Here is a 25,693-nt window from a genome sequence, read left to right as displayed (position 1 = left end):
AGTAATTAAAAACGGAAATGTGAGAACGCTTTGTTGGCTTCAGCCATTTTGTGCGTATCTTCTTTCTTCTTTACAGCAGCACCTTCACCTTTAGCAGCTGAAACGATTTCTCCTGCTAACTTTTCTTTCATGGTTTTTTCACCACGTCTGCGTGCATAAGAAATTAACCATTTCATGCCTAAAGCAATTTTACGGTCCGGACGAACTTCAGTAGGAACCTGGAAGTTAGCACCACCAACACGGCGTGACTTAACCTCTACAGCAGGCATTACATTTGTTAAAGCACGTTTCCATATTTCTAATCCATTTTCACCAGCTTTTTTCTCAGCTAATTCTACTGCATCATAAAAAATAGAGTAAGCGATAGATTTTTTTCCATCGTACATCATATTATTTACAAATCTTGTCACCTGAACATCGTTAAATTTCGGATCAGGAAGGATAATTCTCTTTTTTGGTTTTGACTTTCTCATTTTCTGTTCCTCCTAATTATTTCTTTTTACCTTTTGTTGGTGCGGCAGCTACCTGACCTGGTTTAGGACGTTTAGTACCGTATTTTGAACGACGTTGGTTACGACCAGCAACTCCTGAAGTATCTAATGCTCCACGGATGATGTGATAACGTACACCTGGTAAATCTTTAACACGACCACCACGGATCAATACAATGGAGTGCTCCTGCAAGTTGTGACCTTCTCCAGGAATATAAGCGTTAACTTCTTTTCCATTGGTTAAACGTACACGTGCAACTTTACGCATTGCTGAGTTTGGTTTTTTAGGGGTAGTGGTATATACACGTGTACATACACCTCTTCGCTGTGGACAGCTGTCCAACGCAGGAGACTTACTCTTGAACTCCAGTGCTACTCTACCTTTTCTAACTAATTGTTGAATGGTTGGCATTGTTTTTTGTTTTTTCTATATTGTTATTAAAAACTTTACCCCTCAATAAGGGACTGCAAAGGTAAGACAATACAATTTATAAATCAAGGGGTTAACTGTAATTTAATCCATTTGAAACATAAAAAAACGAAAACACAGACTTACAGGGTATTTACGGGTTACAGAAAGTGTAATTTACCCGTAAGGGAAGGAAAATTTCCTTGCAGCTCAGGCAAAGCTTTTAATGAAAAGTATCCAGATACAATTTCTCTACTTTTTTACGTGCCCAGTCTGTCTTTCTCAAAAAAGTCAGACTGGACTTCATGCTTGGATCATTGTTAAAACAAGCAATTTTGATCATTGCCCCCATTTCCGGCCATCCATAATGCCACACCAGCTGTTTAAGAATAAACTCCAATGTTTTCCCGTGTAATGGGTTATTAACCTGTTTCTCTTCTGCCATAAAACTTCTTTCGATGGCCAAAGATAAAAAACTTGTTGCATATACTAGTCTAACCCTTGCAAAATGAAGGTAAGGTCAGGCTTACACCCGCCGTATGAACATTCCACCCCTGTTCCCTCCCATTTATTCTATATTATTCCTTAGGTTTGTATGAATAGCATAACTGCTCCATAAAAAAACAATCATATGAACTTCAACTTAGGTGATTTCGTACGTTTCGTAGACGAAAATATAGAAGGGTATATTACCCGCATCATTGACAAAGACACCATAGGTGTAACAGACTCCAATGATTTTGAAATTCCGGTACAAGCCTCTAAAGTGACTTTAGTACATGGCGAAATTCCAGATGAGAATACCGTTGTCACTAACCGTCAGTCTACAGTTGTTCCAGTTGCTGAATTTATCAAAGAAGGCGTTTATCTGGGCTTAATTACCGATCAGCACAGTACAGCAGTTGCACACTTCAACCTGGTCAATGAAACTTCCTTTCAGTTACTTGCTACTTTAACCACAGAAAAAGGCGGAAATTTCAAAAGTGAATTTGCAGCAGTCATCCCGGCGCACAGTGCTAAAAAGATCTTTTCTGCCAACCTTGGTGACATCCAGTTATGGCCAAAATTCAATATTGAAGTTTTGTTCTCCACCGGAACCAACGTAGAACCACCTGCCCCGCTGATCTATCGTGAGCACATTAAAGGAAAAGACCTTTCCGTAGCTAAAGCAGAGATCGCATTACTGAAACAAAAGGGCTGGTTAATCAGACTTGACGAACCAGAACCATTAATAGATGCACAAAAATTAAAAGAGAGCTTTTTTAAAGCCCGTTAAAAAATAAGGCTTCAGAGCCTTGCTGAGGAACATGAATGAGAGAATTTAGATTTACCCATACTTTAAATACAAGCAGCCGATGGACTTATAACCTGCTGGTCAAATGGGGAATGCCCGAAGACCTGGCAGCTTTTGTCAATCTTTTCCTGCTGATGTTTGCCCTGCTTATTATCATCTATATTTTTCACCACACGGTGAGAAGGATATTGAGGATTATTTTGATCCGGGCCAGCAAACGCTCAAAATTCATGTTCTTTCATCACCTGCTCAACAACAGGTTTCCCCATTTCTTAGCACAATGCGCACCGCTGATCCTGGTTAATGCACTCATTCCGATCCTGTTTCTGGATTTCCCGGACATGATCAAACCTATGAATACAATTACCGATGTTTATATGGTATTTATTGTGATCTGGATTGCAATGACACTGATCAAAGCCAGTGGTGATGACCTGCGGACAAAATCAACTTTCCGGGAAAAACCGATAGACAGTTATATCCAGGTACTGCGGATGATCCTTTACCTGATTGGTGCAGTCATCATTTTTTCTCATCTGACAGGCCAGTCTCCTATTGCCTTTTTCACCGCAATGGGTGCTATATCAGCTGTACTGCTGCTCATGTTTAAAGATACCATTATGGGTTTTGTAGCCAGCATTCAGGTGACTGCCAACGATACAGTCAGGATTGGTGACTGGATTACCATGACTAAATATGGAGCAGACGGAGATGTGATTGCAATTAACCTGACTACTGTAAAAGTGCAGAACTTTGATAAAACGATCACCACTATCCCCACCTATTCCCTGATCTCCGATTCCTTCCAGAACTGGCGTGGGATGAGTGAAGCAGGTGGAAGAAGGATCAAAAGAGCGATCCTGATCAAGCAAGCCACCATCAGGTTTATTACCCCTGCTGAGGTTGAAGAATTCAAGAAAATACAATCCCTCACCAGTTATATCGAACACCGTCAAAAAGACATCGATAAAAACAACGAGCGCTTAGGGATTGACAAATCTCTTTTAATTAACGGAAGAAACCTGACCAATGCCGGATTGTACCGGAAATACATTGACAACTATCTGAACAATCACTCAGGCACGCATAAAAAAATGACCATGATGGTCAGACATCTTGCCCCTACACCGAATGGATTACCTATAGAGCTTTATGCTTTCACAAGTACTACAAAATGGGCAGATTATGAATATATCATGGCCGATATTTTTGATCACCTGATTGCTGCTGCCCGTTACTTCGACCTTCAGATTTATGAAACAGAAGCCTCCGGCGACACGACCAGTATTAGTTTTAATGATCCCCTGACCGTCAGCCGTCCGCCGGCTTCCCGCCAGGGAAATCTTTAATTTATCAGCTGAATCGCTGTACTGTAATCGATCTTGCCATTTGGCGTTAAAGGAACCGATTCCACAAATTTCACTTTGACCATACTCGGGTGCACATTTAATTTTTCTTTGAGTATTTGTTTAACCTGTTCAGGAGCCAGCTCTTCATTTAAATGCAATACAAGGATTGATTTATCCTCAATGCCCATACAAACAAAAGTTTCTCCGCCCAATGCATTTTTCAAAATCAATTCTACCTCGTCCAGGTTCATCCGGGTACCAAATAATTTCACGATCCTTTTGATTCTGCCGATAATATAATAGTAGCCATCTTCATCTTTTCTGGCTACATCCCCGGTTTGAAGGCGTTCAGCTTGTTGAAACGTAGTCAGATCTTCCAGTTTCCTGGCATAACCCCCAAAAATATTAGGGCCAAGATAAATCAGTTCATTGCTATCCGGATCAATCTCAAAACTCCCGTTTTTGACCGGTATTCCGATAGAAGTGCTTTTAGTAAAGAGATCTTCCGGTGGCAGGTAGGCCATCCGTCCCGCAGCTTCAGTCTGACCGTACATCACGAAAAATTGTGTTTGTTGATTTTTACTATGTTCAGCCAGTACCTGAACTAAAGTATGGTTCAGAATACCACCTGTCTGTGTCATATATCTTAACGAAGGATATTCTTTTTTGAAAAAGCCAATCCTGTTCAGCATCTCATAAACATAAGGGACACCTCCGATAGAAGTACACTCATATTTATCGAAATCTATCCAGAATTCCTGCTGTAAAATATCCCGGTTCGTACAAATCATTTTTCCACCCGCAATACAATTACTGGTAAAAATAGATAACCCATAGACAAAAATAACCGGCACATTAAGTGGTGTCACATCTGTTGCCCGGATTGGAAGGAATTCCAAAATAGCATATGCATTCTGTACCAGGTTTTCATCTGATAGCTTCACAAATTTTGGAGAACCCGTAGTTCCTGAAGTACTCAATAGTAATTTGATTTCCTCATCGACTGGATAATCTGGCTCAGACCGGTTTTTAAATAAGTGAATCCTGTAAGATGCCTCGTAAATATCAAATCCATCAATATCTGCTCTGGAAGGATCATAAATATAATATGGCTGATAAGCCTGTTCCAGTTCCAGTTTAAACTGAATATCCAGTTGCGGACTTAATAAGGTAACCGTAAAACGGCTCTGTAAGAAATTTAAAAACACCTCCACCGAACCTATCCTATTGTCAGTATATAAGAAAACCACAGCTTTCCGGTCATCAATCGTAATCGATTGATGAAATTCATTGACCCCATACGACGTATCCGTTAAGGCATCAACATAAACCAGGTTTTTATTATTTAAAATTAAATCGTAAAGTCTCATGCTGTTTTATATTTTTAGTCAAATAGAGCGGTTTAATCAGGCTTCGACCCCGTACTTTTGCAAGCCGGAGATCACATTAGGTACGCTGTTCATTTCCAGCAGATCTTCTGTTTCAATGGTGATAGCATAACTGGATTCTAATTCTGCTATCAATATCATATGCGACATGGAATCCCATTCAGGAATACTCTGATAAGCCAAATCGGCTGTGATCTGATCTGAAGGAATTGCTAAGGCAGTAGCAAAAACCTCTTGTAATTTTGGTGACATGTTCATGTTGTTTGTTTTTTTGGTTAGGATGAAGCAAAGCTTCCCTTTTTTTTAAACTTTTGTTTTCTTCCACTCACCTCTTCTAAAGATGATAATACAAGCAATAGCCAGTACGAGTTCGGAAGTGAGAATCGCAATAAAGACGCCTTTAGTTCCCCAGTTCATGCTAATTCCAAGGAACCAGGCTAGTGGAAGCTGAGTGATATAAAACATCAGGACGTAGAGCATGGTTAACTGCCTGACATTCCCTGCAGCATTCAGTGCTCTGGAAATGACCATAGTATATCCCAGCAAGACATAAGCAACAGACAGGTACTGAATATACATAACCCCATTTTGAAGGATACCCGGCACGTTCGTAAAAATGCCAATAACATCCTTTGCAAAAAACAGCCAGAATACAGCAACCAGACTTAAAAAGCACATATTAAACCAACCTGCTCTCCATACCGTCTGTTCTGCACGTTCGGGCTGATTGGCACCCATATTTTGTCCGGTTAAAACACCCGCCGCATTTCCAATACCCCACGCTGGCATAGTAGCTACAGAAGCTACCCGCTGCGCAATAATATAACCTGCAAAAGCATCGGCTCCGAAATGCGTAATGATTTTAGTCATAATGAGCCAGCTTGAAGAAGGGATCAGATATTGAAATGTACCTGCAAAACCTAAACGTAAAATGCTTTTTACAATTTCCGGTACAAAAGCAAGCTGTGCCTTTTTGATCACAATGATAGTTTTCCCCTGAATTAAATACCAGAATTGATAAATGACACCAATCACCCTGGCAATTACGGTAGCCAGTGCAACTCCGGTTAACCCAAAAGCAGGAATAAAGCCCCAGCCAAAAATCAGTACCGGACAGAGTATAATATTAATCAGGTTCGAAACCCATAAATTCCGCATCGCCATAGCTGCATCACCCGCCCCCCGGAAAATTCCGTTTAACAACATTCTCAGGATCAGTAAAAAGACACTGCCCAGCATCAGCTGAGAGAAGATATGTCCCTGTACAATCAAATTATCTGCAGCACCTACTGCACGTAATACCTGCGTAGAAAAAACACATAATAAGAGCGCAATAGATCCTCCAATACTTACGCCTACATAAATGGCCTGCATAGCAACAGAACCGGCAATTTCGAATTTAGCTTCTCCAATGCGCCTGGCAATAATAGTGGATGCAGCAATACTCAGGCCCATCGCTACAGCGTAAGCGACCGCAGTAATAGACTGTGTAATTCCCACGATCAGAATCGCACCCGTACCCAGCTTGCTGACAAAAAAGATATTGACGAAAACAAAAAGAGATTCCATGGTCAGTTCCAGTACCATAGGTACAGATAACAGTACAATGGCCCGGTTAATACCACCGGTAGTGAATTTCTTTTCCGTGCCTTTTAACGCCTGACGAAGCAAAAGCAGTACTGACCGCGTTTGCAAAATAAGTGTCTTCATTAATTCTCTTTTAAAGCTTCGGTTTCAGCGGTTCTGAATAAAGTCAGTGGATTACTCAGCTGACCGCTTTTAAATGACCTGGCAAAGCCTGTCGTCTCTTTATAGCCATTAAATAAGCGCTGACTATTGATATTCAAACGCTTAAAATGCGGTACAAACAGATTATATCTTTCAAATTTCGCATTCAGTTCCGGATGTGTCTCCTGGTAAGTTTGAATCACCTCATAGACACATTTCCAGAATGATTTTTCCGGATAACCTACCCTGGTATGGAAAATATCTCCCAGATACCTGAAATAAGCTTCAAATACCCCGATCAAAATCACTAAGGGTACATTTTCAGGATTAGAAGAAAGAATCATATTTTCAGAGAAGTCTTTCGGCAATTTCGCCTGAGCCTCTTCATTCAGTAAGATATCACCTGCAAAATCCTTCAGCACAATACGGACAGGAACGTAGTTTTCCATCACCAGGATCACGTTTTCCCCATGCGGATTTACACAAACTGCATGTTGATAATAAATATGCAGCAATGGTTTCAGATAAGCATTCAGATAATTCATTAACCAGTCTTCAGCACTCAGACCCGACCTTTCGATCAGTTCCTGTATAAAGCTTTTTCCTGCATCATCCACATATAAAAGAGAAGCCATGGTCATTAACTTTTCTCCTGGTTTTAAGAATTTCCCAGGACTCTCTCTCCACAATACCCCCAGATATTCGTTATATTGAAATGGCGGATCTATAATCCCGGTATAATTAGGATGTAAGTAACCAATTGTGGCCACTTCACCCAAAAGCACCAAACCCAGATCCTGTAAATAAGTATCCGTCAACAAAATACTTTTAAGCCAGGCCGTTAAGCGTGGCGCAATAGCAAGTTGCTTTGGCGGCAAACCTCTTACTGTTCCGGTATTTAAAATAGAAATAGCCGTCTTTACATAATGTTTATCGGGATGGCTCAGGTTAAAAAATGTACGAATACTTTGCTGAGGAGAATAAATATCATCACCAAATGCTAAAGGAACCAATAACTGGCCAGCAATATCGGCCGCAAATAAGATGAGCAGTTTATTATTCCACTGCCACTCATGTACAGGCATCAGCAGATAATCTGAAGGCACCAAACCCTTACCTGATAAATAGTTATGGAATGTATTGATTTGCTTTTTACCTAATTCAGCTTCAAAAAACTCCTGTTCATTAATTTCCTCTACTGCTTTAAAAGCAGCACGGCTACGGTGTACTGCGATCCACATCAACCTGATAGCCTGGTTTGCTTCCGGCGCATAATTCAGGTAATCTTCCTGATTAAAATCAAGTCTTCCCTTATTGACAATAATCCAGGGATGCCCTTCCATCTGATGCTCAATGGTCTGATAATCCGCATCGGCTAAAGTACTTACCGCCATCCGTCCTTTAGCCTGAATAAAGGCATCTGCATATAGCGTATGCAGAATTTCTTCTATATAATGTGCGAGTGTAAAAGAGTTGAGGCCAAAAGTCTGCTGCACTTCGGTAAAGAAAGCCGGCACATCTGTTGCTGGTTTTGCCGCCCCATCTGAATGCTTCAGGATTGAAGGTTTTACGATATGCCAGTAATCCAGCAATCGCGGATAAGCCGAAAAGGTATAATAGATATTTTCATGATCGGTATTCAACCTGAAATGAATCAGCCCGTCCTGCTCTTCACTGCTGATTTGTGGAAGCGCAACCTGCTCATGCATCAGTTCTGCTAATGTTTTGGCAAAAAGATCCGTATTCACTTTTTCCCATAGAGTGAGATCAAGAGGCTTTACGCTCTCCAGTAAATTTGTCGTTGTCATTTCTAAGATATTTTAGGCTTAATTACTGAGACCAGTTCATTTCTAAAATCTTTGGCTGCCGGGAATTTTGCCCAGTACCATTCGCGATAACAGAAATTCAGATTGGCTTTCTTATCCGGCAATTCGATTACCTTTTCGATTTTGAAGCCCACATGTGCCTTATTCATAATCGAAGCCATAGAATCTACAGCACCCTCTCCTACCATTTTTCCAACCTTTGGCTCTGCAAAAACATAGTCCAGTATGGATTGCGTAGATGGAGAAGCAAATTTCAACTTAGGATCAACGGGTGCGATAAACTGATGAGTGCCATAATCAGTTGGTAAAGCATCATAGTATTTGCCTACTAAATCGCGGCAGGCCCAATAAACTTCAAAGTTGAAAGTAGGTACACCATTCGCTTCCCCGATATAACTGTTCACTACATTTCCAGCAAGCAAGGTGCGGTAAAATGTTTCCAGCTCACGGATTGGCCAGTTCATCTTCCAGATCTTCAATGCATGTTCACGGTGAAACCACTCATGCAGCATTTCCAGATCGCGGTCCAGGTCTAACGGACGAATCGTGATTTCCACATCCTCTTTCGGAAAGTAGCGGCTAAAGACAACCTCTTTACCTTTAGGATTGATCAGTTCTTTCGAAAAGACCTTTTTATTTAATGGATTTGGGAATTCCTTATAAACAGCAGGATGTGTTCTGGGCGCACTGGCTTCATCCATATTGTTCAGATTGGTCAGTAAATTCCCTTTAATAGTTAATATAGTACTATTCAGCAGATGTGCAACCAGACCAGTGGTATCTGCTTCTTCTTCTGCCCAATAGGCATCATATAACAAACTGATCAGCACCTGCTCGTCCGCCAGTCCGCTTCTGCCTAAAGCATTCACCATACCTAACAAATGATTCACCAGCAAGTAATAGCTATGAAAGTTGATCAATCTTGGTTCTCCGATAAAAGATCTGCTATCGATTCCAAAATCAGGAATGACGGTATAAAGCTCTTCTACTTTACCCTGGCGGAAAAAATATCCCTGGTTATCCCTGAAGTGAAGTCTGGCCGGGAAAAGATGCGCATCAAACTCAACCAGCATATTCTGCTGATGGTATTCTCCACCCAGCCCATATTTATTAAAGACACCGACTAATGGTTTAATGGTAATTTTCAGATACTGCATAAACCAGGCAATCGCAACTTCCTGAACAGGTTTCCCCTGACGGTTTGCGGCCTCTGTTATCAAATTCAGCATTCTTGGCGCTTGCCCTAATATGCCATCCTGAGTTAAAGAAGCCACCATACCTACATTATTTTTCGCAGCTGCTCCACGGAAAGGATTCTGACGGATACTTGTGCTAAAGCCATCAATCACCTGCCCCTGGTAACTTACCATGATAAAGGCAGGGTCAGTCATGAAGTTTACTTCCGGGAAATCTTTTCCGATTCCCTGACCCCAGGCCGTTTTTAATAAAACACTCGCATCATATCCACGGTGCAGTTCATGCGGATAATTGACACGGAAGGAGTTTGTGATTTTAACATGTAAAGAGAATTTATACATCCATTCGCTCTCTGCATTGTACACGGTACGAACCGATGAGGTCGCCGTAAACAAAGGTCCGAACTCACCCAGACTATGTAAAAGTCCTTTCGCTTGCATCTCCTTTACCTCGGGCAGCGCTAATAAATATTTTGCCTCCCATGGATGTACCGGAACTACTTTCCAGTCCGGATATTGCGTTACTATATTTTTTAAAGTTTCGTGCCCTCCAGCCAGCAAATCATTTCTGAGCTGTACCGTAGTCAATACTTCTTCAGCACTCTTTTCAATGACATTATCCGGATGAACCAGGAAATAATTTAATTGAAACTGTCCGCCGGTTTCCGGAGAATATTTTGCCAGCTCTGCTTCAGTAAATCCTTCTCTGCTTTTGGGCAGCGGATGTACGCTGTGCCCAAGTATCAAGGCTTGTTCTGCCTCAATAAAAGACATTTCAGGCTGATTAGCCTTACGGTTATTGGACTGGAAGTCGAAAAGATAACCGCTTAAATTATGTATACTATTTTCAAGCCGCCCCAAGGTAATCTCCGGATCGACATCCGGATAGGTATCCTTAGCAAATTCCGCAATCAATTCCACAAACCGCTTCGGGTCTATAACCCGGATCACCTCTGTTTCGCAATTACGCTCTGCAACCGGATAAAAGAAAGAGTGAACACCACTCTCAGAAAAATAAGCAAGAGGTACAAAAACCTCAATGCCTGTACGCATAAAATCAAATCTCAGAAATGAAGTGTAACCACTTGACCGCATATAATCAGCCAGTGCCACATCATATTTTGGAATACCTTCATACCGGCTCCAATTGTCAAACTCCCGGCAACAGCAATTAATCAGTGATTTAAAATTAACTTGTTCTGCCTGCTTGCGCAGTTCAGCTAAGTCAAATGTAGTACTCGTTGTTTTCATGTAATAGCAGATGTAGGGTTAATAATGCATATCAATAAATTATTCTTATTTAGAACAATTAAAATTAATAGCAGTAAACGTATTTATAATTATTATAAATAACAAATAAAACTTGAGGTAACGAAAGAATTAGTGAAATCGTATTTCCTAATAAGATTTTAGAGAAACTTCCAGGAAACAGCTTTAAACGTTGCCTGGCGACAAGTTCAAAACAAAAGCAATTTGGGAAGGGTAGGGATGATGATTTATTGAAAAACAAACGGGCAAGCTTTGAGTTAAGCTTGCCCGTTTGTTTTGTCTGTTATTGCCTGTTATTTAAACCAGGTATTGTTGGTCACATCCACATCCGGTAAAACTTTTTCCGGGTCTAATTCAGCAGACAGCAACTCCACAGTAGTTGGATAATTAATTGTCCAGCTCTTATTCCGCATCCACACATCTACAGGTACTTTAATATTTCCTACTTTTCCATTCTTATCTTTTACTTGTAAGATAACGGGCATCGGCAATTGTTCCAGATTAGTAATCACAATATTATAGCTTTCCAGCTGACCACCATTTTTAACTGGTGTTACACTGGTAATCGCCTGATCCATGATCCAGTTCTCCAGAAACCAGCCTTTCCAAAACCAGGAAAGATCTTCTCCTGCTCCATTTTCCATAGACCTGAAAAAGTCTGTCGGCGTAGGATGTTTAAAAGCCCAGGCTTTGATATAATTTCTGAACGCATAATCAAACCGGTCAGCACCTAATACTTCATTCCTTAAGATTTGAAGCCCCATTGCTGGTTTAAAATATAAATTCTGACCAATGTTCGTTTCCCCCATTGCATCCGGAGTCAATAAGATAAACTCTTTGTCTGGCTTTGCCATCGCCTTAGCTGCAGCCTGTATATTTTGCCTCGAATTTTTATATTCTCCTTTGTTAAAAGCTTCGGAAGATAATCCGTTAATGAAAGTATTAAAACCCTCATCCATCCAGCCATACTTACGCTCATTACTTCCTACAATCATCGGGAACCAGCTATGACCAAATTCATGATCTACCACACCCCAGGTTTCATCATTCTTAGCTTTCCAGCCACAGAAAACAATTCCAGGATATTCCATACCACTAATATTAGAAGCAATATTTACAGCCATTGGATAAGGATATTCAAACCACTTATCAGAATAATGTTCAATAGATGCTTTCACATACTCTACCCCTCTTCCATAACCATCTTTTCCATTACTCTCCACAGGCTGTGCAGAAACTGCCAGAGATTTTTTACCGCTTGGCAGATTGATCTTCGCTGCATCCAGTACAAAAGCTTTCGAAGAAGCAAAAGCTACATCTCTTGTATTTGACATCCTGTATTTCCAGGTTAATTGAGTTTTTGCGGGACGTGATTTAGGATCAGTCACTTCATCAGCTGTACGGATAGCTATCGTCTGGTCACTTAACTTTGCGGCATTCCATCTCTTTAATTGCACCGCTGTAAATACTTCTTCAGGATTTAACAATTCTCCTGAACCCATTAAGATATGACTGGCAGGAGCCGTAACACTATAATTGACATCTCCATATTCACAGTAAAATTCTCCCGCTCCCCAGTAAGGCAGCGTATTCCAGCCTAACACATCGTCATAAACACATAATCTTGGATACCACTGTGCGATAGAATAGATCTCTCCATTTTGCGTGGTCAGGTGTCCCATCCGGTCTGATCCATTTATTGGAATCACAAAAGAGTAATTCATTTTAATGGTAATCGTTTCGCCATTTCCCGCCAAAGGCTTATCCAGACGAATCTGCATTCTCGTATCTTCCACAATAGAAGTAAACTTTACGCCCTGCGTTTTCTGAGAAACTGCAAGGTCAGAAATGTGGTACCCGCCATTTACCTTTTCACCTCTTGCCCCATAACGGCTGCCGGCTTTAATTACACCATTACCTCTGGAATTTTCTTCAAAAAGATTCTGATCTAATTGCAGCCAGATATATGGCAGCTGATCAGGACTGTTATTCTTATAAGTAATCGTTACCGTACCCGTTACTGTATTCTTCTGATCATCCAACGTAGCAGAAATGTTATAATCTGCGCGGTTTTGCCAGTATTTAGCGCCTGGATATCCACTTGCTGAACGGAATTCGTTCCCATTCTGCGTATAAAACGAGGGGCCAAAAGCCAGATGTGGATCATAATTACTGTCGGCAGCTGTTTTTTGCGCCTGCGAATTGGTACTAAAAGCAAAAAACACTACAAAAAGGAGTGTTCTCTGGATAAATTGATAATTCATTATATCGGGTTTTATGATTGCAAAAAGGTGTTATTGTCCTGTTAACTTCTTCATATTTGGTAATTTCCGTTGTTCCGGAGGTAATTTTAACCAGGTCTGATAAGCAACAGCAATATAGTAATCATAATTGAAAGGATCATCAGCCTTAACCCTTTCCACTGTAGGTCTGTAAAGTTCAATAAACTCTTTGAGCTCCTGCCCCTCTAGTTTAATCAGGCTATTGACATGCTCTTCATTAAAGTACTTATTGATTTCGGCTTCATAGGCGCCCCGTTCTTCCAGTGCTCTTTCTTTTGCTTTTTCTCTTCTCACTTTTCCAGAACCAAAGGCCAGACCAATCCCGCCTGCACGCTGAATGTTCTGTGTTGGAGCAATTCCATGAACACGCTCAAAACCTTTTGCGTTAGGATTTTTCAGGTTCAGGTCTTTTGAAAGTTTGGCACTCTGAATATCTACCTGTTTCAGCGTAGTAGATGCAGCAGGAAGGTAAATAGTTTTGGATAACATATTGGTCAGATACAAAGTATCAGTATGAAAACCCGGCAAAGAGAATTCCAGTAAGTCACCTTTTTTTGCTTTAATCATGAACTGTCCGGCAGCACCTGTCGATGTTGTTTCATGGGTGTTCAGATTCTTTACCGTTACTTTTTGTAACGGGAAGCTCTTGTTATCATAATCAAATACACCTCCGGTAATTCCGGTTTGTGCAAAGGTATATATCGGTATTGTCAGCAACAATACAACGATCAGTTGTTTAAAAGTTTTCATGGTATTTCTTTTTCGTTTTGCCGTTGTCCCTTTTCAGGAAATCCAGAAAAAACGTGGTTTACAGGCGATAACCCCAAATATAATTCAGTTTAACGTTTCGCCTTATTTTTTAACAAAAATTAACAGGTAATGGTTTCCCTATTTCAATAATTTGCTATATAATTCATCATCAAAGCTGATCAGGATTGGTTTGCCCTGCTGCTCTACCACAGGACGTTTAATCATACTGGTATTATTCAATAAAACTGCAATGGCCGATTTTTCATCTTTAACTGCCGCCTGCTGCTCCGGGGCCAGCTTTTTCCAGGTCGTACCTTTTTTATTTAAAACTACTTCCCAGCCAAAGACTGCACACCACTGCTGAAGTTTCTCTGCAGTAATTCCCTGCTTTTTGAAATCATGAAACTCATAGTCAATACCGTTGTCTGTTAACCACGTTCTTGCTTTTTTAACTGTATTACAATTCGGAATTCCGTAAACTATCATCTGCATAAAATAAACGTAAAGATACCTATATTTCCCTATTCGTCACATTTTTTGAGGCATTCATCACATTTTGACGGCATAAAGAAAAACCCTTTGTAGTATTGCAGAGAAACAGAATCATAATCCAATGAAACCATCATGTGCAGCAGAACACCAAACTAAATGAACAGGAATGGAGTAGCACATGATAGCTTCATCACCTTTAAAAGACAATTATAAACTAATGAAAATCGATATTAAAGACCTCAGCAAAATAGAATTCTGGACCGTGAGTATTATCTATGGCTTTGCCGTCATGATGCTCATCTCAAACGGCTCAGAGAATAATCACTATACTCCTTATAATTTTGAACAGGCAAAAATCAGTTTCAGTTATCTTTCCAACTACTTTTTGCCGGGGTTGTTTAAATATTCTATTCTTTATTTTAGTTTTCTGCTGCTTAATTTCTGCTGTCTGCCTCCTTTATATCAAAGGAAAAACACAGGGATCAATCTTTCTATATTATTTGGCGTTTTCTTATTCTCCGGCCTGGTATTGAGTATTGCACAGACTTATAGCCATGCTGATATGCTTGTCCAATATGATGAACTGGATGAAGCCTACAACTACATTTTCTTCCAGGGTTTTAGCTATGCGGGCTGGATGATCGTGCTTACCGCTATTTATGTGGCTATCAAAAAACTAATCATTTATCTGATCGAGAACAAAGAAGAAGAAAGCAATAAATCAATGAAACTGGAAATTGCATTTGCTTCAGCTTTCTGGTTTTTGGGTATACTGGTCTGGCTGGCTATAGGCGTAGACTTCAGGGTAATCCTTGCCTGGACCCTGGTGATCGGCTCTTGTTCTTTCCTGACTATTTATGGTATTTATTATCTGATTCCAAATACGCTGGCTCAGGGAAAGAAATTTCGCAATTACTTAGGTAAGAACATGTTGTTAGCCCTGATCTTTTGTATTCCAATTGGCTTAATAGCTGTCGTGATTACCGGACAAGGCGAAATGTTCCCGATTGTGAATGCTTTTCATTTGATGGCTCAACTCATCATTAGTACGCCACTGGCCTGGTATATCTATAAAACGAGAAATGCAACAGAAGAACAGATCTTTGCGCTTAGAAAAGAGCTTGGAAAATCGGATGCCAATCTTGGATTCCTTAAATCCCAGATTAATCCTCACTTTCTCTTTAATGCACTGAATACCTTATATGGCACCGCTTTACAGGAGAAAGCAGAACGTACCGGAGAAGGGATACAGAAACTAGGAGATATGATGCGTTTTATGCTGCATGAAAATATGCAGGACAAAATCTCGCTGATCAGAGATATAGATTATTTGAATAACTATATAGAATTACAGAAGCTGAGAACTTCTACTACTGTAGATATTAATATCAAAACTGAAATTGAAGAACAATTAATGGATCTGAAGATTTCCCCGATGTTATTAATCCCATTTGTTGAAAATGCTTTTAAACATGGAATCAGCTTACAATCCCCTTCACATATCAAAGTAACTTTACAAACCAAAGCAAACATGCTTTATTTTGATGTCAACAACAGTATTCACCTGAAGGCTGATGGAGATCCTGAAAAAGTCAATAGCGGCATAGGTTTAGAAAATGTAAAACAGCGCTTAAGTTTATTGTATCCCAAAAAGCATGAATTGATCATCAGAGAAAGTGCAAAAGAGTTTTTCGTACATTTAACGCTGAACCTAGATTAAAAAATGATTGCCATAGCGATAGATGACGAGCCCATAGCGTTGGATATAGTAAAATCCCATGCCTCCAAAGTTTCTTTTATTACACTTCAGGCGGTATTTACCAATGCTTTTGATGCTATCGCCTATTTGCAGCAAAATGAAGTAGACCTGATTTTTCTGGATATTAAAATGCCGGATATCAATGGAATAGATTTTCTAAACAGCCTGAGTAATCCTCCGCTGGTTATTTTCACCACTGCTTATGCAGAACATGCAGTAAAAGGGTTTGAATTGAACGCCCTTGATTATTTGCTGAAGCCTTTCTCGCTGGCCCGTTTTTTAAAAGCCTGCAATAAAGCGGAAGAACTGCATAGTTTACGCAAAAAAGCTGTGGCCACCAGCCAGCCTGCTTATCTATTTATTAAAGATGGTTATGAGCAGGTTAAAGTCGCTATTGATGATATTCTGTTTATTGAAGCTGCAGGAAATTATACCCAGATCAGTCTGCTGAACAATCCTTCCCTGAGTACCAGGATGCCAATCAGTGAAATGCAGGCACTGCTTCCTGTACAGAAATTCATCCGGACACACCGCGCATTTATAGTTGCTAAAGGTGCAGTAACTAAATTTGACAGGAACCAGATCTGGATCGGCGAAAAAATCATTCCTATCGGCCCTACTTATGCCCAGTGTCTGCTGGAACTCTAAGAATTTGTGTAAATTTTTAACGCCTGCTTAAAATTAGCAGTCAATTTTCAGCCTTACTCCCTGGGATGCGTATTTATCAGTATAATTGTCTTGTATTCAATAGTGTCAGTTTATATTTATATTTTTAGATGAAGCATAAATCCTGAATACTAAAGATTTTAATTATCCGAATTTCTAACTACATATGTTCAAATTAACGTTTAAACAACAGGTATTAACAGGTTTTGTTATTTCCCTGCTATTTGTTCTGCTTTCTGCAGTTACTTCCTATTACAGCATCAAGCTGATGGACGAAGATTCAAAATGGGAAAACCATACTTATGATGTCATTGATGTTGCACAGGATATTGAATTGAAAGTGCTGAATGCTGAGACCTCTTTGAGAGGTTATATCATTACCCAGCGTAGCCAATACCTGGAATTTTACAATAAAAACATTAATCAGATCCTGCCTAAGATTAAGAAAATGCAGAAGCTGACAGTTGATAACCCAATCCAGCAGCAAAGGCTCGACTCCCTTGAATTTTACGCTGTTCAAAAGATCAGGGATATGGAAGACATCCTTCAGGCCAATAATACTTTGGGTAAAGAAGCAGCGGTTCAAATAGTTCTGACTGATAAGGGAAAACTATTTAAAACAAATATGCTCAGGCTGAATAATACAGCTATTCATGCAGAGCATGAACTTCTTGCTATAAGAAAAGAAAAAAGGGAGAAGAGTACATTACAGTCTACCTTTATTGTCGTGGTCAGTTCAGTAATTATTTTAGGATTGATTTTATACCTGTTCAGCTTCATTAAAAGAACATTCGATGAACAGACGCTAACTGAAATTAAAATCAGAGAAAACAATGCTCAGTTAAAGGCACTATCAGAAGAAAATAAACAAAAGAACTGGTTATTATCCGGCGCATCTGTGATCAATGAATCTATGCGCGGAGAACAGGAAACCGACGAATTGTCCACGCATATTATTACTGAACTGTGTACCTATTTATCTGCCTCAGTAGGTGCTTTATATCTCTTCGATCCCAAAAAACAAATTTTAAAATTAAGCGGAAGTTATGCCTGCCAGGAGAAAAAAGGAAAATTAAAGGAAATTCAGCTTGGTGAAGGTCTTGTTGGCCAGGTTGCCTTAGAAAAACGCAGCAAACAACTCGACAATGTACCACCAGATTACCTGAAAATATCTTCAGGTTTGGGCGATACAACACCAAAAACCATACTTATCTTTCCTGTTCTTTTTGAAGAAGAAACTATTGCAGTAATCGAACTGGGACTTTCTGCCAAACCGGATGAAATTATAAACCGTTTATTAAGTACCATTACCGAAAGTATAGGGGTTGGAATCAATAGTGCAGTAGCAAGGGCGCAATTACACGAACTGTTTATGCAGACCCAGCAACAGGCAGAAGAATTGGAAAGCCAGCAGGAAGAGCTGCGTACCACCAATGAAGAGCTGATTCATAAATCTGAAGAATTACAGGCTTCTGAGGAGGAGCTTAGAGTACAACAGGAAGAACTTCGTCAAACCAATGCCGAACTGGAAGAAAAAGCCAGCTTGCTCGAAGAAAGGAATATCTCTGTCAATGAAGCCAGAGAGGCCATGAGTTTAAAGGCGGAAGAACTCGAAGTATCCAGCAAATATAAATCAGAATTCCTGGCCAATATGAGCCATGAATTAAGAACTCCGCTGAATAGTATCCTGATCCTGGCAAGAATCTTAAAGGAAAACAGACCGGAAAACTTAAATGAAGAACAACTTAAATACGCCGGGGTTATCCATAATGCAGGAAGTGATCTGCTGACTTTAATTAATGATATTCTTGATCTGTCTAAAATCGAATCCGGAAAGGTAGATCTGGATATAGAACCGGTCAGACCTCAGGAGATCCAGCAAAATATGGAATCTCTCTTTACGGAGATTGCCAGAAGCAAAAAGATAGATTACCAGGTTATTCTGGGTCAGGATCTGCCAGAGCGTGTCCTCACTGATTTATCAAGAACAGAACAGATCATCAAAAATCTCTTATCAAATGCCTTTAAATTCACACCGGAAAACGGGGAGATTAAACTGGAAATTGATATGGCGGATCAGCAACTCCAATATTACTCGGAGAATCTTCAAAACAGTAAACAGCAGATTATCTCCTTCAGTGTTAAAGATTCTGGAATAGGTATTCCGCAGGACAAACAAAAACTAATATTCGAAGCCTTTAAACAGGCTGATGGCACAACCAGCAGAAAGTACGGAGGTACAGGACTTGGCCTTTCTATCAGTAAAGAGCTCGCCAATATTTTAGGCGGAGAGATTCAGGTCAGCAGCGGAACAGGTATTGGAAGTTGTTTTACACTTTATCTGCCAGTAGCACATCAGTTTCCTGAACAGGAAGCTGCCCCCCAACCTGAACCGGTTGTCATGCCATTTATTTCGGAAAAACCAATTTTAACCCCTGTAAATAAGAACAGAAAACAAACCTTATTAATCGTGGAAGACGACCTGGTTTTCGCTGATGTGCTGAAAGATTATGCAATTGAAAAAGGTTTTGAACCTTTACTGGCGCACAGTGGTGATGTGGGGCTGGAAATGGCTGTAAAAGAGCTTCCGGATGCGATAATTCTGGATGTCATGCTACCAGTAATGGATGGGTGGAGTATCCTGAAAAGATTAAAAGACAATCCGCAAACCAAACAAATCCCGATTCATATGATGTCTGCTGGCGAAGTTAAAGGAGAAAAAGCTTTAAAAGAAGGAGCGATTGGATTCCTGAAAAAACCAATTGAGCAAGATCAGCTGGACCATGCTTTCTCAGTTTTAAATTCGGGTCATATTTTATATAACTTCCAGACTGTACTGATTATTGAAGATCATGAACTGCAAAGTCTTGCTGTTAAAGAGCAGCTGGTAGAAAAAGGGATTGAAGTAGCACAGGCCTTTACTGGCCAGGAAGCATTGGACATGCTGGAGAACCGAACATTTGATTGTATCATTCTGGACTTAAATCTTCCTGACGCGTCTGGTTTTGATTTACTCGATCAGATTAAAACACAGGATAGGTTCACCCATATTCCTGTGATTATCAATACGGCAATGGAACTCGATCAGGATAAGATTGCGCATATCATGAGATACTCTGAGGCCATGGTCTTAAAGTCAAATAAATCTAATGACAGGTTGATTGACGAAGTAAGTCTGTTCATGAATAAATTAAAAAAACAGGACAACTTCCAGACTTCCGCTAAAGGATCTGCAAAAAACAAAACTGTTTCTACGATAGAGAAAGTATTGAAAGACAAAACGATCCTGATTACGGATGATGATATGCGGAATATCTTTGCTTTATCCAGTGCCTTGCAGGTTTACGATATTAATATTGTGATTGCCAACAATGGCAGGGAAGCCATCGAAAAGCTCGGAGAGACAGCAAATATTGACCTGATATTGATGGATATTATGATGCCTGAGATGGATGGTTATGAAGCAATGCGAACGATCAGGGAAAAGCGGGAATATAAAAAACTACCAATTATAGCATTAACTGCTAAAGCGATGAAAAATGACCGCGAAAAATGTATTGAAGCCGGAGCAAATGACTATATAGCCAAACCCGTGGATATTGATCAGTTATTATCTATGTTAAGAGTCTGGTTAAGTTAAGATGAGTATGCCCGCAGGAAACCCGGAAGATATAATCAGCTATGAAGAGCTGGAAAGCCTCACTAATTTCATCTACAATATTCATGGATTTGACTTTAGTGATTACTCTGCCGCCTCGCTCAAAAGAAGAGTGACAAGAATTATGCAATTACAACAACTAAGTTTGTTTGAATTACGTACATTATTAACTAATGACCATGACTACTTTGAATATTTTCTGATTGAAGTTACCGTGAACGTAACCGAAATGTTCAGGGACCCGGTTTTTTATAAATCTGTTGCTGAACATGTCATTCCTTACCTGAGATCTTATCAAAGGATTAAAGTATGGAATGCGGGTTGTTCAACAGGAGAAGAACTTTATTCATTTGCGATTCTGTTTGCTGAACAGCATCTATATGAACGGAGTTTTTTCTACGGAACTGACATTAATGCTGATGTTTTAGAGTTTGCTAAAAATGGGATATACGACTTGCAGAAGATGAAACATTATTCAGAGAACTATCAGAAAACCGGGGCATTACATACCCTTGCAGATTATTATACGGCACGGTACGGAGCAGCATCAATTAATCATTCTTTAAAAAAGAATATGTTATTTTCAGCACACAACCTGGCATCGGACGGAGTCTTTAATGAGTTTCAGTTGATATCATGCCGTAATGTGCTGATTTACTTCAATACGGCTCTTCAAAAAAAGGTGATTGACCTTTTTTACAATAGTTTAGCTAACTTTGGCTTTCTTTGTTTAGGCTCCAAAGAAACACTGAGAAGTTCAGAAATTGGCCGTTTCAGGGTCGTGGATAAAAAAAACAATATTTACCAAAAAATAGCATAAGTCTTTTCAGAAAGATACTCCCTTAAAAATTATGGAAAAGATTAATATTCTTATTGTCGATGACAGACCCGAGAACATAATAGCGTTGGAAGCCTTGCTGGAAAGACATGATGTAAATCTGGTTTCTACTACCCTGCCTAACGAAGCCTTAAGACTTGCCTGGGAGATGGATATAGCCATTGCGTTAGTGGATGTACAGATGCCTGAGATGGATGGCTTTGAACTGGTAGAAATCCTGAAAAGTAATCCCAGAACAAAAGATATCCTTGTTATTTTTGTTACCGCTATTTCAACGGATGCCAAATATGCGGTAAAAGGACTGAATGCAGGAGCAGTCGATTACCTGTATAAACCATTGAACCCTTATGTGACCTCTGCGAAAGTGGATTCCTTTTTACAATTTGTAAGAACACAAAGAGATATTATTAAAAAGAATAAAGAGCTTGAAGCTTATCAGAAAGAGCTGATTAAAGCAAAAGAACTCGCTGAACAGGGAAAAAAAATAAAAGAGAATTTCCTGGCCAATATGAGCCATGAAATCCGTACCCCTATCAATGGTATTATCGGTCTGGCCAATTTACTGGAAAAGACAACACTTACTCCTGAGCAGAACGAGATGATTTCGCTGCTGCAAATCTCTTCTAATTCGCTGTTAGGTGTTATTAATGATATTCTTGATTTATCGAAGATTGATGCGGGAATGTTCAAGATTAACCGCTCCGGGACCGACCTGGTAGAAGTTTGCCATGCGGTAATCAATCTTTTAAGTATAAGGGCGAAAGAAAAAGATCTGGAACTGATTACTTCCTTCGATCCGGATCTGCCTAAAAACGTATCTGCCGACTCTTTAAGGTTGAATCAGATCCTGATGAACCTGATTGGCAATGCGATTAAATTCACCAATAAAGGTAGCGTTACGCTGAAAGTAGAAATACTGAACCGCAAAGGAAATAACCTGCAAATCAAGTTCTCTGTAACCGATACAGGAATTGGTATCCCTACAGATAAGATCGAGAAGATTTTTGAAACCTTTGAACAGGCAGAAGAGAGTACCACCATGAACTTTGGAGGTACAGGGCTTGGGCTCTCTATTGTTAAAAATCTGGCTCGTCTGAAAGGTGGTGTATTGACTGTTGATAGTTGCGAAGGCCAGGGAAGTACTTTCTGTTTTGTCAATTGGTATGAAGTCCTGCAGGATGTTCCAGAGCCGAAAGAGAAACATCTGGACAAACTTTTACCTTTTACCAATGTAAGAATTCTGGTTGCCGAAGATAACCCGATTAACAAATTCCTGATCATTAAGATTATGAAAGACTGGGAGGTGATTGCCGATTTTGCTGAAAACGGACAGGAGGTACTGGATAAACTCAGAGACAACAATTACGATCTTATTCTGATGGATACCTTTATGCCAGTAATGAGCGGACTGGAAGCAACGAAACTGATCAGAAATGATTATATACCAGGTAAAAAAGATATTCCTATTATCACTTTTTCAGCAGCAGTTATGGAAAATGATAAAAAAGCAGCAATTGATGCCGGTGCAAACGATGTGTTGAGTAAACCTTTTGAACTTCGCTTATTACATGAAAAAATCACCCATTTTGTGGATAAGAAAGCATTAATGCTTTAAGCAATTTAATTATTTATTAAAAGCAGTCATGGTATGCGCTGGCCCTGCAGTTACAAAACTCTGGATCAGTGCTACACTTCTTTCAACCAATGCAGGCAATTCAGGTAACTCATCTTTATCAAATCCACCCAGCACATAATCAGCTTGTCTGCCCTTTGCAAAATTATCACTTACGCCAAAACGTAATCTTGGATAATCCTGGCTTCCGCAGCTGGCTTCTATACTTTTCAACCCGTTATGTCCGGCACTGCTCCCTTTTAATTTGAGTCTCAGCTTGCCTAGCGGAAGTGCAATATCATCTACAATAACCAACACATTTTCCAGTGGAATATTCAATTCCTGCATCCAGTAATTGACTGCTCTTCCACTTAAATTCATATAGGTAGTTGGTTTGATTACATGCAGTTTTTTGCCCTTCCAGGATACTTCTGAATAATAAGCTAAACGTATATTAGAAAAGGAACCTCCAAGCTGTTTAACCAGTTCATCTGCAATTTCAAATCCTATATTATGTCTGGTACCCACGTACTCTGATCCTATATTTCCCAGCCCAACTATCAAATATTTCATGTATCACTCTTTCTTTCCCGCAAAGATAACAGTTTCTATGAAATCGTACCCGCATATAGGAGCAAACCCGCCAATGATGAAAAGTTAAGGCATAAAAAAAGCAGCACTGAAATTCAGTGCTGCTTTCTGTTAAGCTATAGTTCAGCTTATTTTTTACCTGCTTGTTGTTCAGCTTGTTTAAGAGCTCTTGACATACCAACAGAAACGATTGTATCTTCTGGAGTGTTAGTAATAGTGTATGCTGCTTTTGCAAGGTCACGTACACGGAATAAATTACCTACTTCTAATTTAGCAATACTAACGTCAACAACTTGTGGCATATCTTTCGGGAAAGATTTAACACGAAGTTTACGTAATTTCTGAACTAATTTACCACCCATTTTAACACCTGGAGAAGTTCCTTCTAATCTTACCGGAATTTCCATAACGATTTCTTTGTCATCAAATAACTGAAGAAAATCTACGTGTAATAATACGTCTGTTAATGGGTGAAATTGTAACTCTTTTATGATTGCTTTGGTTTTTGTACCATTGATATCAATTTCTAAAAAGTTTGCTTCAGGAGTGTAAATAGCATCTTTTAATTCTGTAATCACTACAGCAAAATGTGCTTGTTCTTTACCACCATACAATACTGCAGGAACTTTACCTTCATAGCGAAGCTCTTTAGCATCGCGTTTCCCTACGTTCTCTCTTGGAGAACCGCTAATTGCGATTATTTTCATCTTGTTTTTAATTTGTTTTTTAATGGTGATGAAGCTTTCATGGTCTTGCGGACCATTCAGGTTTCATCTTGTTTTTAATTTGTTTTTTAATGGTGATGAAGCTTTCATGGTCTTGCGGACCATTCAGGTTTCATCTTGTTTTTAATTTGTTTTTTAATGGTGATGAAGCTTTCATGGTCTTGCGGACCATTCAGGTTTCATCTTGTTTTATATTTATTTGTTATTAATATTAAACTCTAAACAGATCACTGATTGATCCATGTTCATTTACATTGGCAATTGCCTTCGCAAATAAACTGGCCGTACTCAGTACTCTTATTTTTGGACTTTCCTGCTTTAAAGGAATAGTATCCGTTACAATCAGTTCGGTAAGCATAGAGTTCTCTACAGTCTCATAAGCTTTACCAGATAATACCGGGTGTGTACAAACTGCTCTTACACTTTTTGCACCTTTTTCCATGATTAAAGCCGCAGCTTTAGCCAATGTTCCTGCAGTATCGCAAATATCGTCAATTAAAACAATATCCATCCCTGTTACATCCCCAATGATTGACATAGACTCAATTTCATTGGCACGTTTACGTCGTTTATCACAAATAACAACCTCTGCGTTAAAGAATTTTGCAAAAGTACGCGCTCTGTATGATCCACCCATATCCGGAGAAGCAATAGTCAGATTTTCCAGGCCTAAACTTTTGATATAAGGAACAAAGATTACCGAACCATCCAGGTGATCTACAGGAATATCGAAGAAGCCTTGTATCTGTGCTGCATGCAGGTCCATCGTCATAATACGGTGTATACCAGCAGATTTCAACAAATTAGCCACTAACTTTGCGCCAATAGCAACTCTTGGCTTATCTTTTCTGTCCTGTCTGGCCAAACCATAATAAGGAACAACAGCAGTGATATAATGCGCAGAAGCTCTCTTTGCGGCATCAATCATCAACAAAAGTTCCATTAAATTATCAGAAGGCTGGTAGGTAGACTGGATCAGGAATACATCACATCCTCTTACAGTTTCATCATAAGAAGGCTGAAACTCACCATCGCTAAACCTGCTTAAGGTTACATTACCGAGTGGTTTGCCGTAACTTTCGGCAATTTTGTGTGCTAATGCTTTTGTACCGGTTCCGGCGAAAAGTTTAACGGGATTAAATTGCAAGGGCATGATTAGACGGGTATCAATGCTGGGTTACGAAAAAATCGGATTGTGATTACTCACAATCCGATATATTGTTTAGTTGCCCGACCAGGATTCGAACCTAGACAAACGGTACCAAAAACCGTTGTACTACCTTTATACTATCGGGCAATCTTCCGTAGAAATAACCATGAGTTGTTTCGTTTGGGAATGCAAATATACGCAGCTTTTTGATAAATGCAAA

At 39.7% G+C, this 25,693-nt stretch carries 21 protein-coding genes and 1 tRNA gene; 7 read left to right on the top strand and 15 right to left on the bottom strand.

Annotated features, from left to right (window positions below):
• Positions 1-5: 5 nt before the first annotated feature.
• The 3 genes from rpsG to AB3G38_RS19480 form a co-directional block, all read right to left on the bottom strand.
• Positions 6-473 (bottom strand): 30S ribosomal protein S7, encoded by a 468-nt coding sequence (rpsG, locus tag AB3G38_RS19490; protein ID WP_367865450.1) that lies wholly within the window; start codon positions 471-473, stop codon positions 6-8.
• Positions 474-489: 16 nt separating this feature from the next.
• Positions 490-903, bottom strand: coding sequence for a 30S ribosomal protein S12 (rpsL, locus tag AB3G38_RS19485; protein WP_008244597.1), 414 nt, complete (start codon positions 901-903; stop codon positions 490-492).
• A 220-nt stretch (positions 904-1,123) separates the two neighbouring features.
• Positions 1,124-1,345 (bottom strand): VF530 family DNA-binding protein, encoded by a 222-nt coding sequence (locus AB3G38_RS19480; protein WP_367865449.1) that lies wholly within the window; start codon positions 1,343-1,345, stop codon positions 1,124-1,126.
• Positions 1,346-1,531: 186 nt separating this feature from the next.
• Here AB3G38_RS19480 and AB3G38_RS19475 point away from each other — a divergent pair, with 186 nt between their 5' ends.
• Both AB3G38_RS19475 and AB3G38_RS19470 read left to right on the top strand, forming a co-directional pair.
• Positions 1,532-2,176, top strand: coding sequence for a hypothetical protein (locus tag AB3G38_RS19475; RefSeq protein ID WP_367865448.1), 645 nt, complete (start codon positions 1,532-1,534; stop codon positions 2,174-2,176).
• Between the two features lie 35 nt (positions 2,177-2,211).
• The gene (locus AB3G38_RS19470; protein ID WP_367865447.1) at positions 2,212-3,543 is read left to right on the top strand and encodes a mechanosensitive ion channel family protein; all 1,332 of its coding nucleotides are present in this window, start codon (positions 2,212-2,214) and stop codon (positions 3,541-3,543) included.
• Here AB3G38_RS19470 and AB3G38_RS19465 read toward each other — a convergent pair.
• The 8 genes from AB3G38_RS19465 to AB3G38_RS19430 all read right to left on the bottom strand — a co-directional run bounded on the left by AB3G38_RS19465 (position 3,540) and on the right by AB3G38_RS19430 (position 14,474).
• Positions 3,540-4,913, bottom strand: coding sequence for an AMP-binding protein (locus AB3G38_RS19465; protein WP_367865446.1), 1,374 nt, complete (start codon positions 4,911-4,913; stop codon positions 3,540-3,542). The two genes, AB3G38_RS19470 and AB3G38_RS19465, sit on opposite strands and share 4 nt — an antisense overlap.
• A gap of 36 nt (positions 4,914-4,949) precedes the next feature.
• Positions 4,950-5,189 (bottom strand): acyl carrier protein, encoded by a 240-nt coding sequence (locus tag AB3G38_RS19460; protein ID WP_367865445.1) that lies wholly within the window; start codon positions 5,187-5,189, stop codon positions 4,950-4,952.
• 45 nt (positions 5,190-5,234) lie between these two features.
• Entirely contained in the window at positions 5,235-6,641 is a 1,407-nt protein-coding gene (locus AB3G38_RS19455; protein WP_367865444.1) for an MATE family efflux transporter, read from the bottom strand.
• Positions 6,641-8,467, bottom strand: coding sequence for an IucA/IucC family siderophore biosynthesis protein (locus AB3G38_RS19450; protein ID WP_367865443.1), 1,827 nt, complete (start codon positions 8,465-8,467; stop codon positions 6,641-6,643). The genes AB3G38_RS19455 and AB3G38_RS19450 overlap by 1 nt, the downstream gene beginning before the upstream one ends.
• A 2-nt stretch (positions 8,468-8,469) precedes the next feature.
• On the bottom strand, positions 8,470-10,932 hold the full coding sequence (locus AB3G38_RS19445; protein WP_367865442.1) for a GNAT family N-acetyltransferase: 2,463 nt from the start codon (positions 10,930-10,932) through the stop codon (positions 8,470-8,472).
• A 311-nt stretch (positions 10,933-11,243) separates the two neighbouring features.
• Positions 11,244-13,214, bottom strand: a complete 1,971-nt coding sequence (locus AB3G38_RS19440) for a M1 family metallopeptidase (protein WP_367865441.1) — start codon at positions 13,212-13,214, stop codon at positions 11,244-11,246.
• A gap of 30 nt (positions 13,215-13,244) precedes the next feature.
• The gene (locus AB3G38_RS19435; protein WP_367865440.1) at positions 13,245-13,982 is read right to left on the bottom strand and encodes a hypothetical protein; all 738 of its coding nucleotides are present in this window, start codon (positions 13,980-13,982) and stop codon (positions 13,245-13,247) included.
• Between the two features lie 138 nt (positions 13,983-14,120).
• Complete coding sequence (locus tag AB3G38_RS19430; protein WP_367865439.1) at positions 14,121-14,474, bottom strand: ArsC family reductase; 354 nt, start codon at positions 14,472-14,474, stop codon at positions 14,121-14,123.
• A gap of 217 nt (positions 14,475-14,691) precedes the next feature.
• Here AB3G38_RS19430 and AB3G38_RS19425 point away from each other — a divergent pair, with 217 nt between their 5' ends.
• The 5 genes from AB3G38_RS19425 to AB3G38_RS19405 all read left to right on the top strand — a co-directional run bounded on the left by AB3G38_RS19425 (position 14,692) and on the right by AB3G38_RS19405 (position 23,010).
• Positions 14,692-16,194: a sensor histidine kinase gene (locus AB3G38_RS19425; RefSeq protein WP_367865438.1), complete on the top strand. Its 1,503-nt coding sequence runs from the start codon at positions 14,692-14,694 to the stop codon at positions 16,192-16,194.
• Positions 16,195-16,197: 3 nt separating this feature from the next.
• On the top strand, positions 16,198-16,881 hold the full coding sequence (locus AB3G38_RS19420) for a LytR/AlgR family response regulator transcription factor (RefSeq protein WP_367865437.1): 684 nt from the start codon (positions 16,198-16,200) through the stop codon (positions 16,879-16,881).
• A 184-nt stretch (positions 16,882-17,065) separates the two neighbouring features.
• Positions 17,066-20,539 carry a response regulator gene (locus tag AB3G38_RS19415; protein ID WP_367865436.1) on the top strand — a complete coding sequence of 1,158 codons (3,474 nt, stop codon included), beginning with the start codon at positions 17,066-17,068 and terminating at the stop codon, positions 20,537-20,539.
• 7 nt (positions 20,540-20,546) lie between these two features.
• Positions 20,547-21,377 (top strand): protein-glutamate O-methyltransferase CheR, encoded by an 831-nt coding sequence (locus tag AB3G38_RS19410; RefSeq protein WP_367865435.1) that lies wholly within the window; start codon positions 20,547-20,549, stop codon positions 21,375-21,377.
• A 31-nt stretch (positions 21,378-21,408) separates the two neighbouring features.
• Positions 21,409-23,010, top strand: a complete 1,602-nt coding sequence (locus tag AB3G38_RS19405) for a response regulator (RefSeq protein WP_367865434.1) — start codon at positions 21,409-21,411, stop codon at positions 23,008-23,010.
• Positions 23,011-23,019: 9 nt separating this feature from the next.
• Here AB3G38_RS19405 and pth read toward each other — a convergent pair whose 3' ends face one another.
• The 4 genes from pth to AB3G38_RS19385 form a co-directional block, all read right to left on the bottom strand.
• Positions 23,020-23,580 (bottom strand): aminoacyl-tRNA hydrolase, encoded by a 561-nt coding sequence (gene pth, locus AB3G38_RS19400; RefSeq protein WP_367865433.1) that lies wholly within the window; start codon positions 23,578-23,580, stop codon positions 23,020-23,022.
• A 146-nt stretch (positions 23,581-23,726) separates the two neighbouring features.
• Complete coding sequence (locus tag AB3G38_RS19395; protein WP_068403580.1) at positions 23,727-24,305, bottom strand: 50S ribosomal protein L25/general stress protein Ctc; 579 nt, start codon at positions 24,303-24,305, stop codon at positions 23,727-23,729.
• Between the two features lie 229 nt (positions 24,306-24,534).
• Positions 24,535-25,476, bottom strand: a complete 942-nt coding sequence (locus AB3G38_RS19390) for a ribose-phosphate pyrophosphokinase (protein ID WP_068403583.1) — start codon at positions 25,474-25,476, stop codon at positions 24,535-24,537.
• 73 nt (positions 25,477-25,549) lie between these two features.
• Positions 25,550-25,620 (bottom strand) — tRNA-Gln (locus AB3G38_RS19385).
• Positions 25,621-25,693 lie beyond the last annotated feature (73 nt).

Origin of the sequence: Pedobacter sp. WC2423, from assembly GCF_040822065.1 — a bacterium.
In the GTDB taxonomy this organism is placed as follows: domain Bacteria; phylum Bacteroidota; class Bacteroidia; order Sphingobacteriales; family Sphingobacteriaceae; genus Pedobacter.
Note: the sequence above shows the minus strand (reverse complement) of the source record. Positions and strands in the feature narration are given on the sequence as shown.

Excerpts from the sequence above, each read along its gene's own strand:
- AB3G38_RS19465 (WP_367865446.1), bottom strand. The coding sequence starts at position 4,913 with ATGAGACTTTACGATTTAATTTTAAATAATAAAAACCTGGTTTATGTT.
- AB3G38_RS19480 (WP_367865449.1), bottom strand. The coding sequence starts at position 1,345 with ATGGCAGAAGAGAAACAGGTTAATAACCCATTACACGGGAAAACATTG.
- rpsG (WP_367865450.1), bottom strand. The coding sequence starts at position 473 with ATGAGAAAGTCAAAACCAAAAAAGAGAATTATCCTTCCTGATCCGAAA.
- AB3G38_RS19455 (WP_367865444.1), bottom strand. The coding sequence starts at position 6,641 with ATGAAGACACTTATTTTGCAAACGCGGTCAGTACTGCTTTTGCTTCGT.
- AB3G38_RS19395 (WP_068403580.1), bottom strand. The coding sequence starts at position 24,305 with ATGAAAATAATCGCAATTAGCGGTTCTCCAAGAGAGAACGTAGGGAAA.
- AB3G38_RS19420 (WP_367865437.1), top strand. The coding sequence starts at position 16,198 with ATGATTGCCATAGCGATAGATGACGAGCCCATAGCGTTGGATATAGTA.
- AB3G38_RS19440 (WP_367865441.1), bottom strand. The coding sequence starts at position 13,214 with ATGAATTATCAATTTATCCAGAGAACACTCCTTTTTGTAGTGTTTTTT.
- AB3G38_RS19425 (WP_367865438.1), top strand. The coding sequence starts at position 14,692 with ATGAAAATCGATATTAAAGACCTCAGCAAAATAGAATTCTGGACCGTG.
- AB3G38_RS19410 (WP_367865435.1), top strand. The coding sequence starts at position 20,547 with ATGCCCGCAGGAAACCCGGAAGATATAATCAGCTATGAAGAGCTGGAA.
- AB3G38_RS19435 (WP_367865440.1), bottom strand. The coding sequence starts at position 13,982 with ATGAAAACTTTTAAACAACTGATCGTTGTATTGTTGCTGACAATACCG.
- AB3G38_RS19475 (WP_367865448.1), top strand. The coding sequence starts at position 1,532 with ATGAACTTCAACTTAGGTGATTTCGTACGTTTCGTAGACGAAAATATA.
- AB3G38_RS19390 (WP_068403583.1), bottom strand. The coding sequence starts at position 25,476 with ATGCCCTTGCAATTTAATCCCGTTAAACTTTTCGCCGGAACCGGTACA.
- pth (WP_367865433.1), bottom strand. The coding sequence starts at position 23,580 with ATGAAATATTTGATAGTTGGGCTGGGAAATATAGGATCAGAGTACGTG.
- AB3G38_RS19415 (WP_367865436.1), top strand. The coding sequence starts at position 17,066 with ATGTTCAAATTAACGTTTAAACAACAGGTATTAACAGGTTTTGTTATT.
- AB3G38_RS19460 (WP_367865445.1), bottom strand. The coding sequence starts at position 5,189 with ATGAACATGTCACCAAAATTACAAGAGGTTTTTGCTACTGCCTTAGCA.
- AB3G38_RS19470 (WP_367865447.1), top strand. The coding sequence starts at position 2,212 with ATGAGAGAATTTAGATTTACCCATACTTTAAATACAAGCAGCCGATGG.
- AB3G38_RS19450 (WP_367865443.1), bottom strand. The coding sequence starts at position 8,467 with ATGACAACGACAAATTTACTGGAGAGCGTAAAGCCTCTTGATCTCACT.
- rpsL (WP_008244597.1), bottom strand. The coding sequence starts at position 903 with ATGCCAACCATTCAACAATTAGTTAGAAAAGGTAGAGTAGCACTGGAG.
- AB3G38_RS19445 (WP_367865442.1), bottom strand. The coding sequence starts at position 10,932 with ATGAAAACAACGAGTACTACATTTGACTTAGCTGAACTGCGCAAGCAG.
- AB3G38_RS19430 (WP_367865439.1), bottom strand. The coding sequence starts at position 14,474 with ATGCAGATGATAGTTTACGGAATTCCGAATTGTAATACAGTTAAAAAA.
- AB3G38_RS19405 (WP_367865434.1), top strand. The coding sequence starts at position 21,409 with ATGGAAAAGATTAATATTCTTATTGTCGATGACAGACCCGAGAACATA.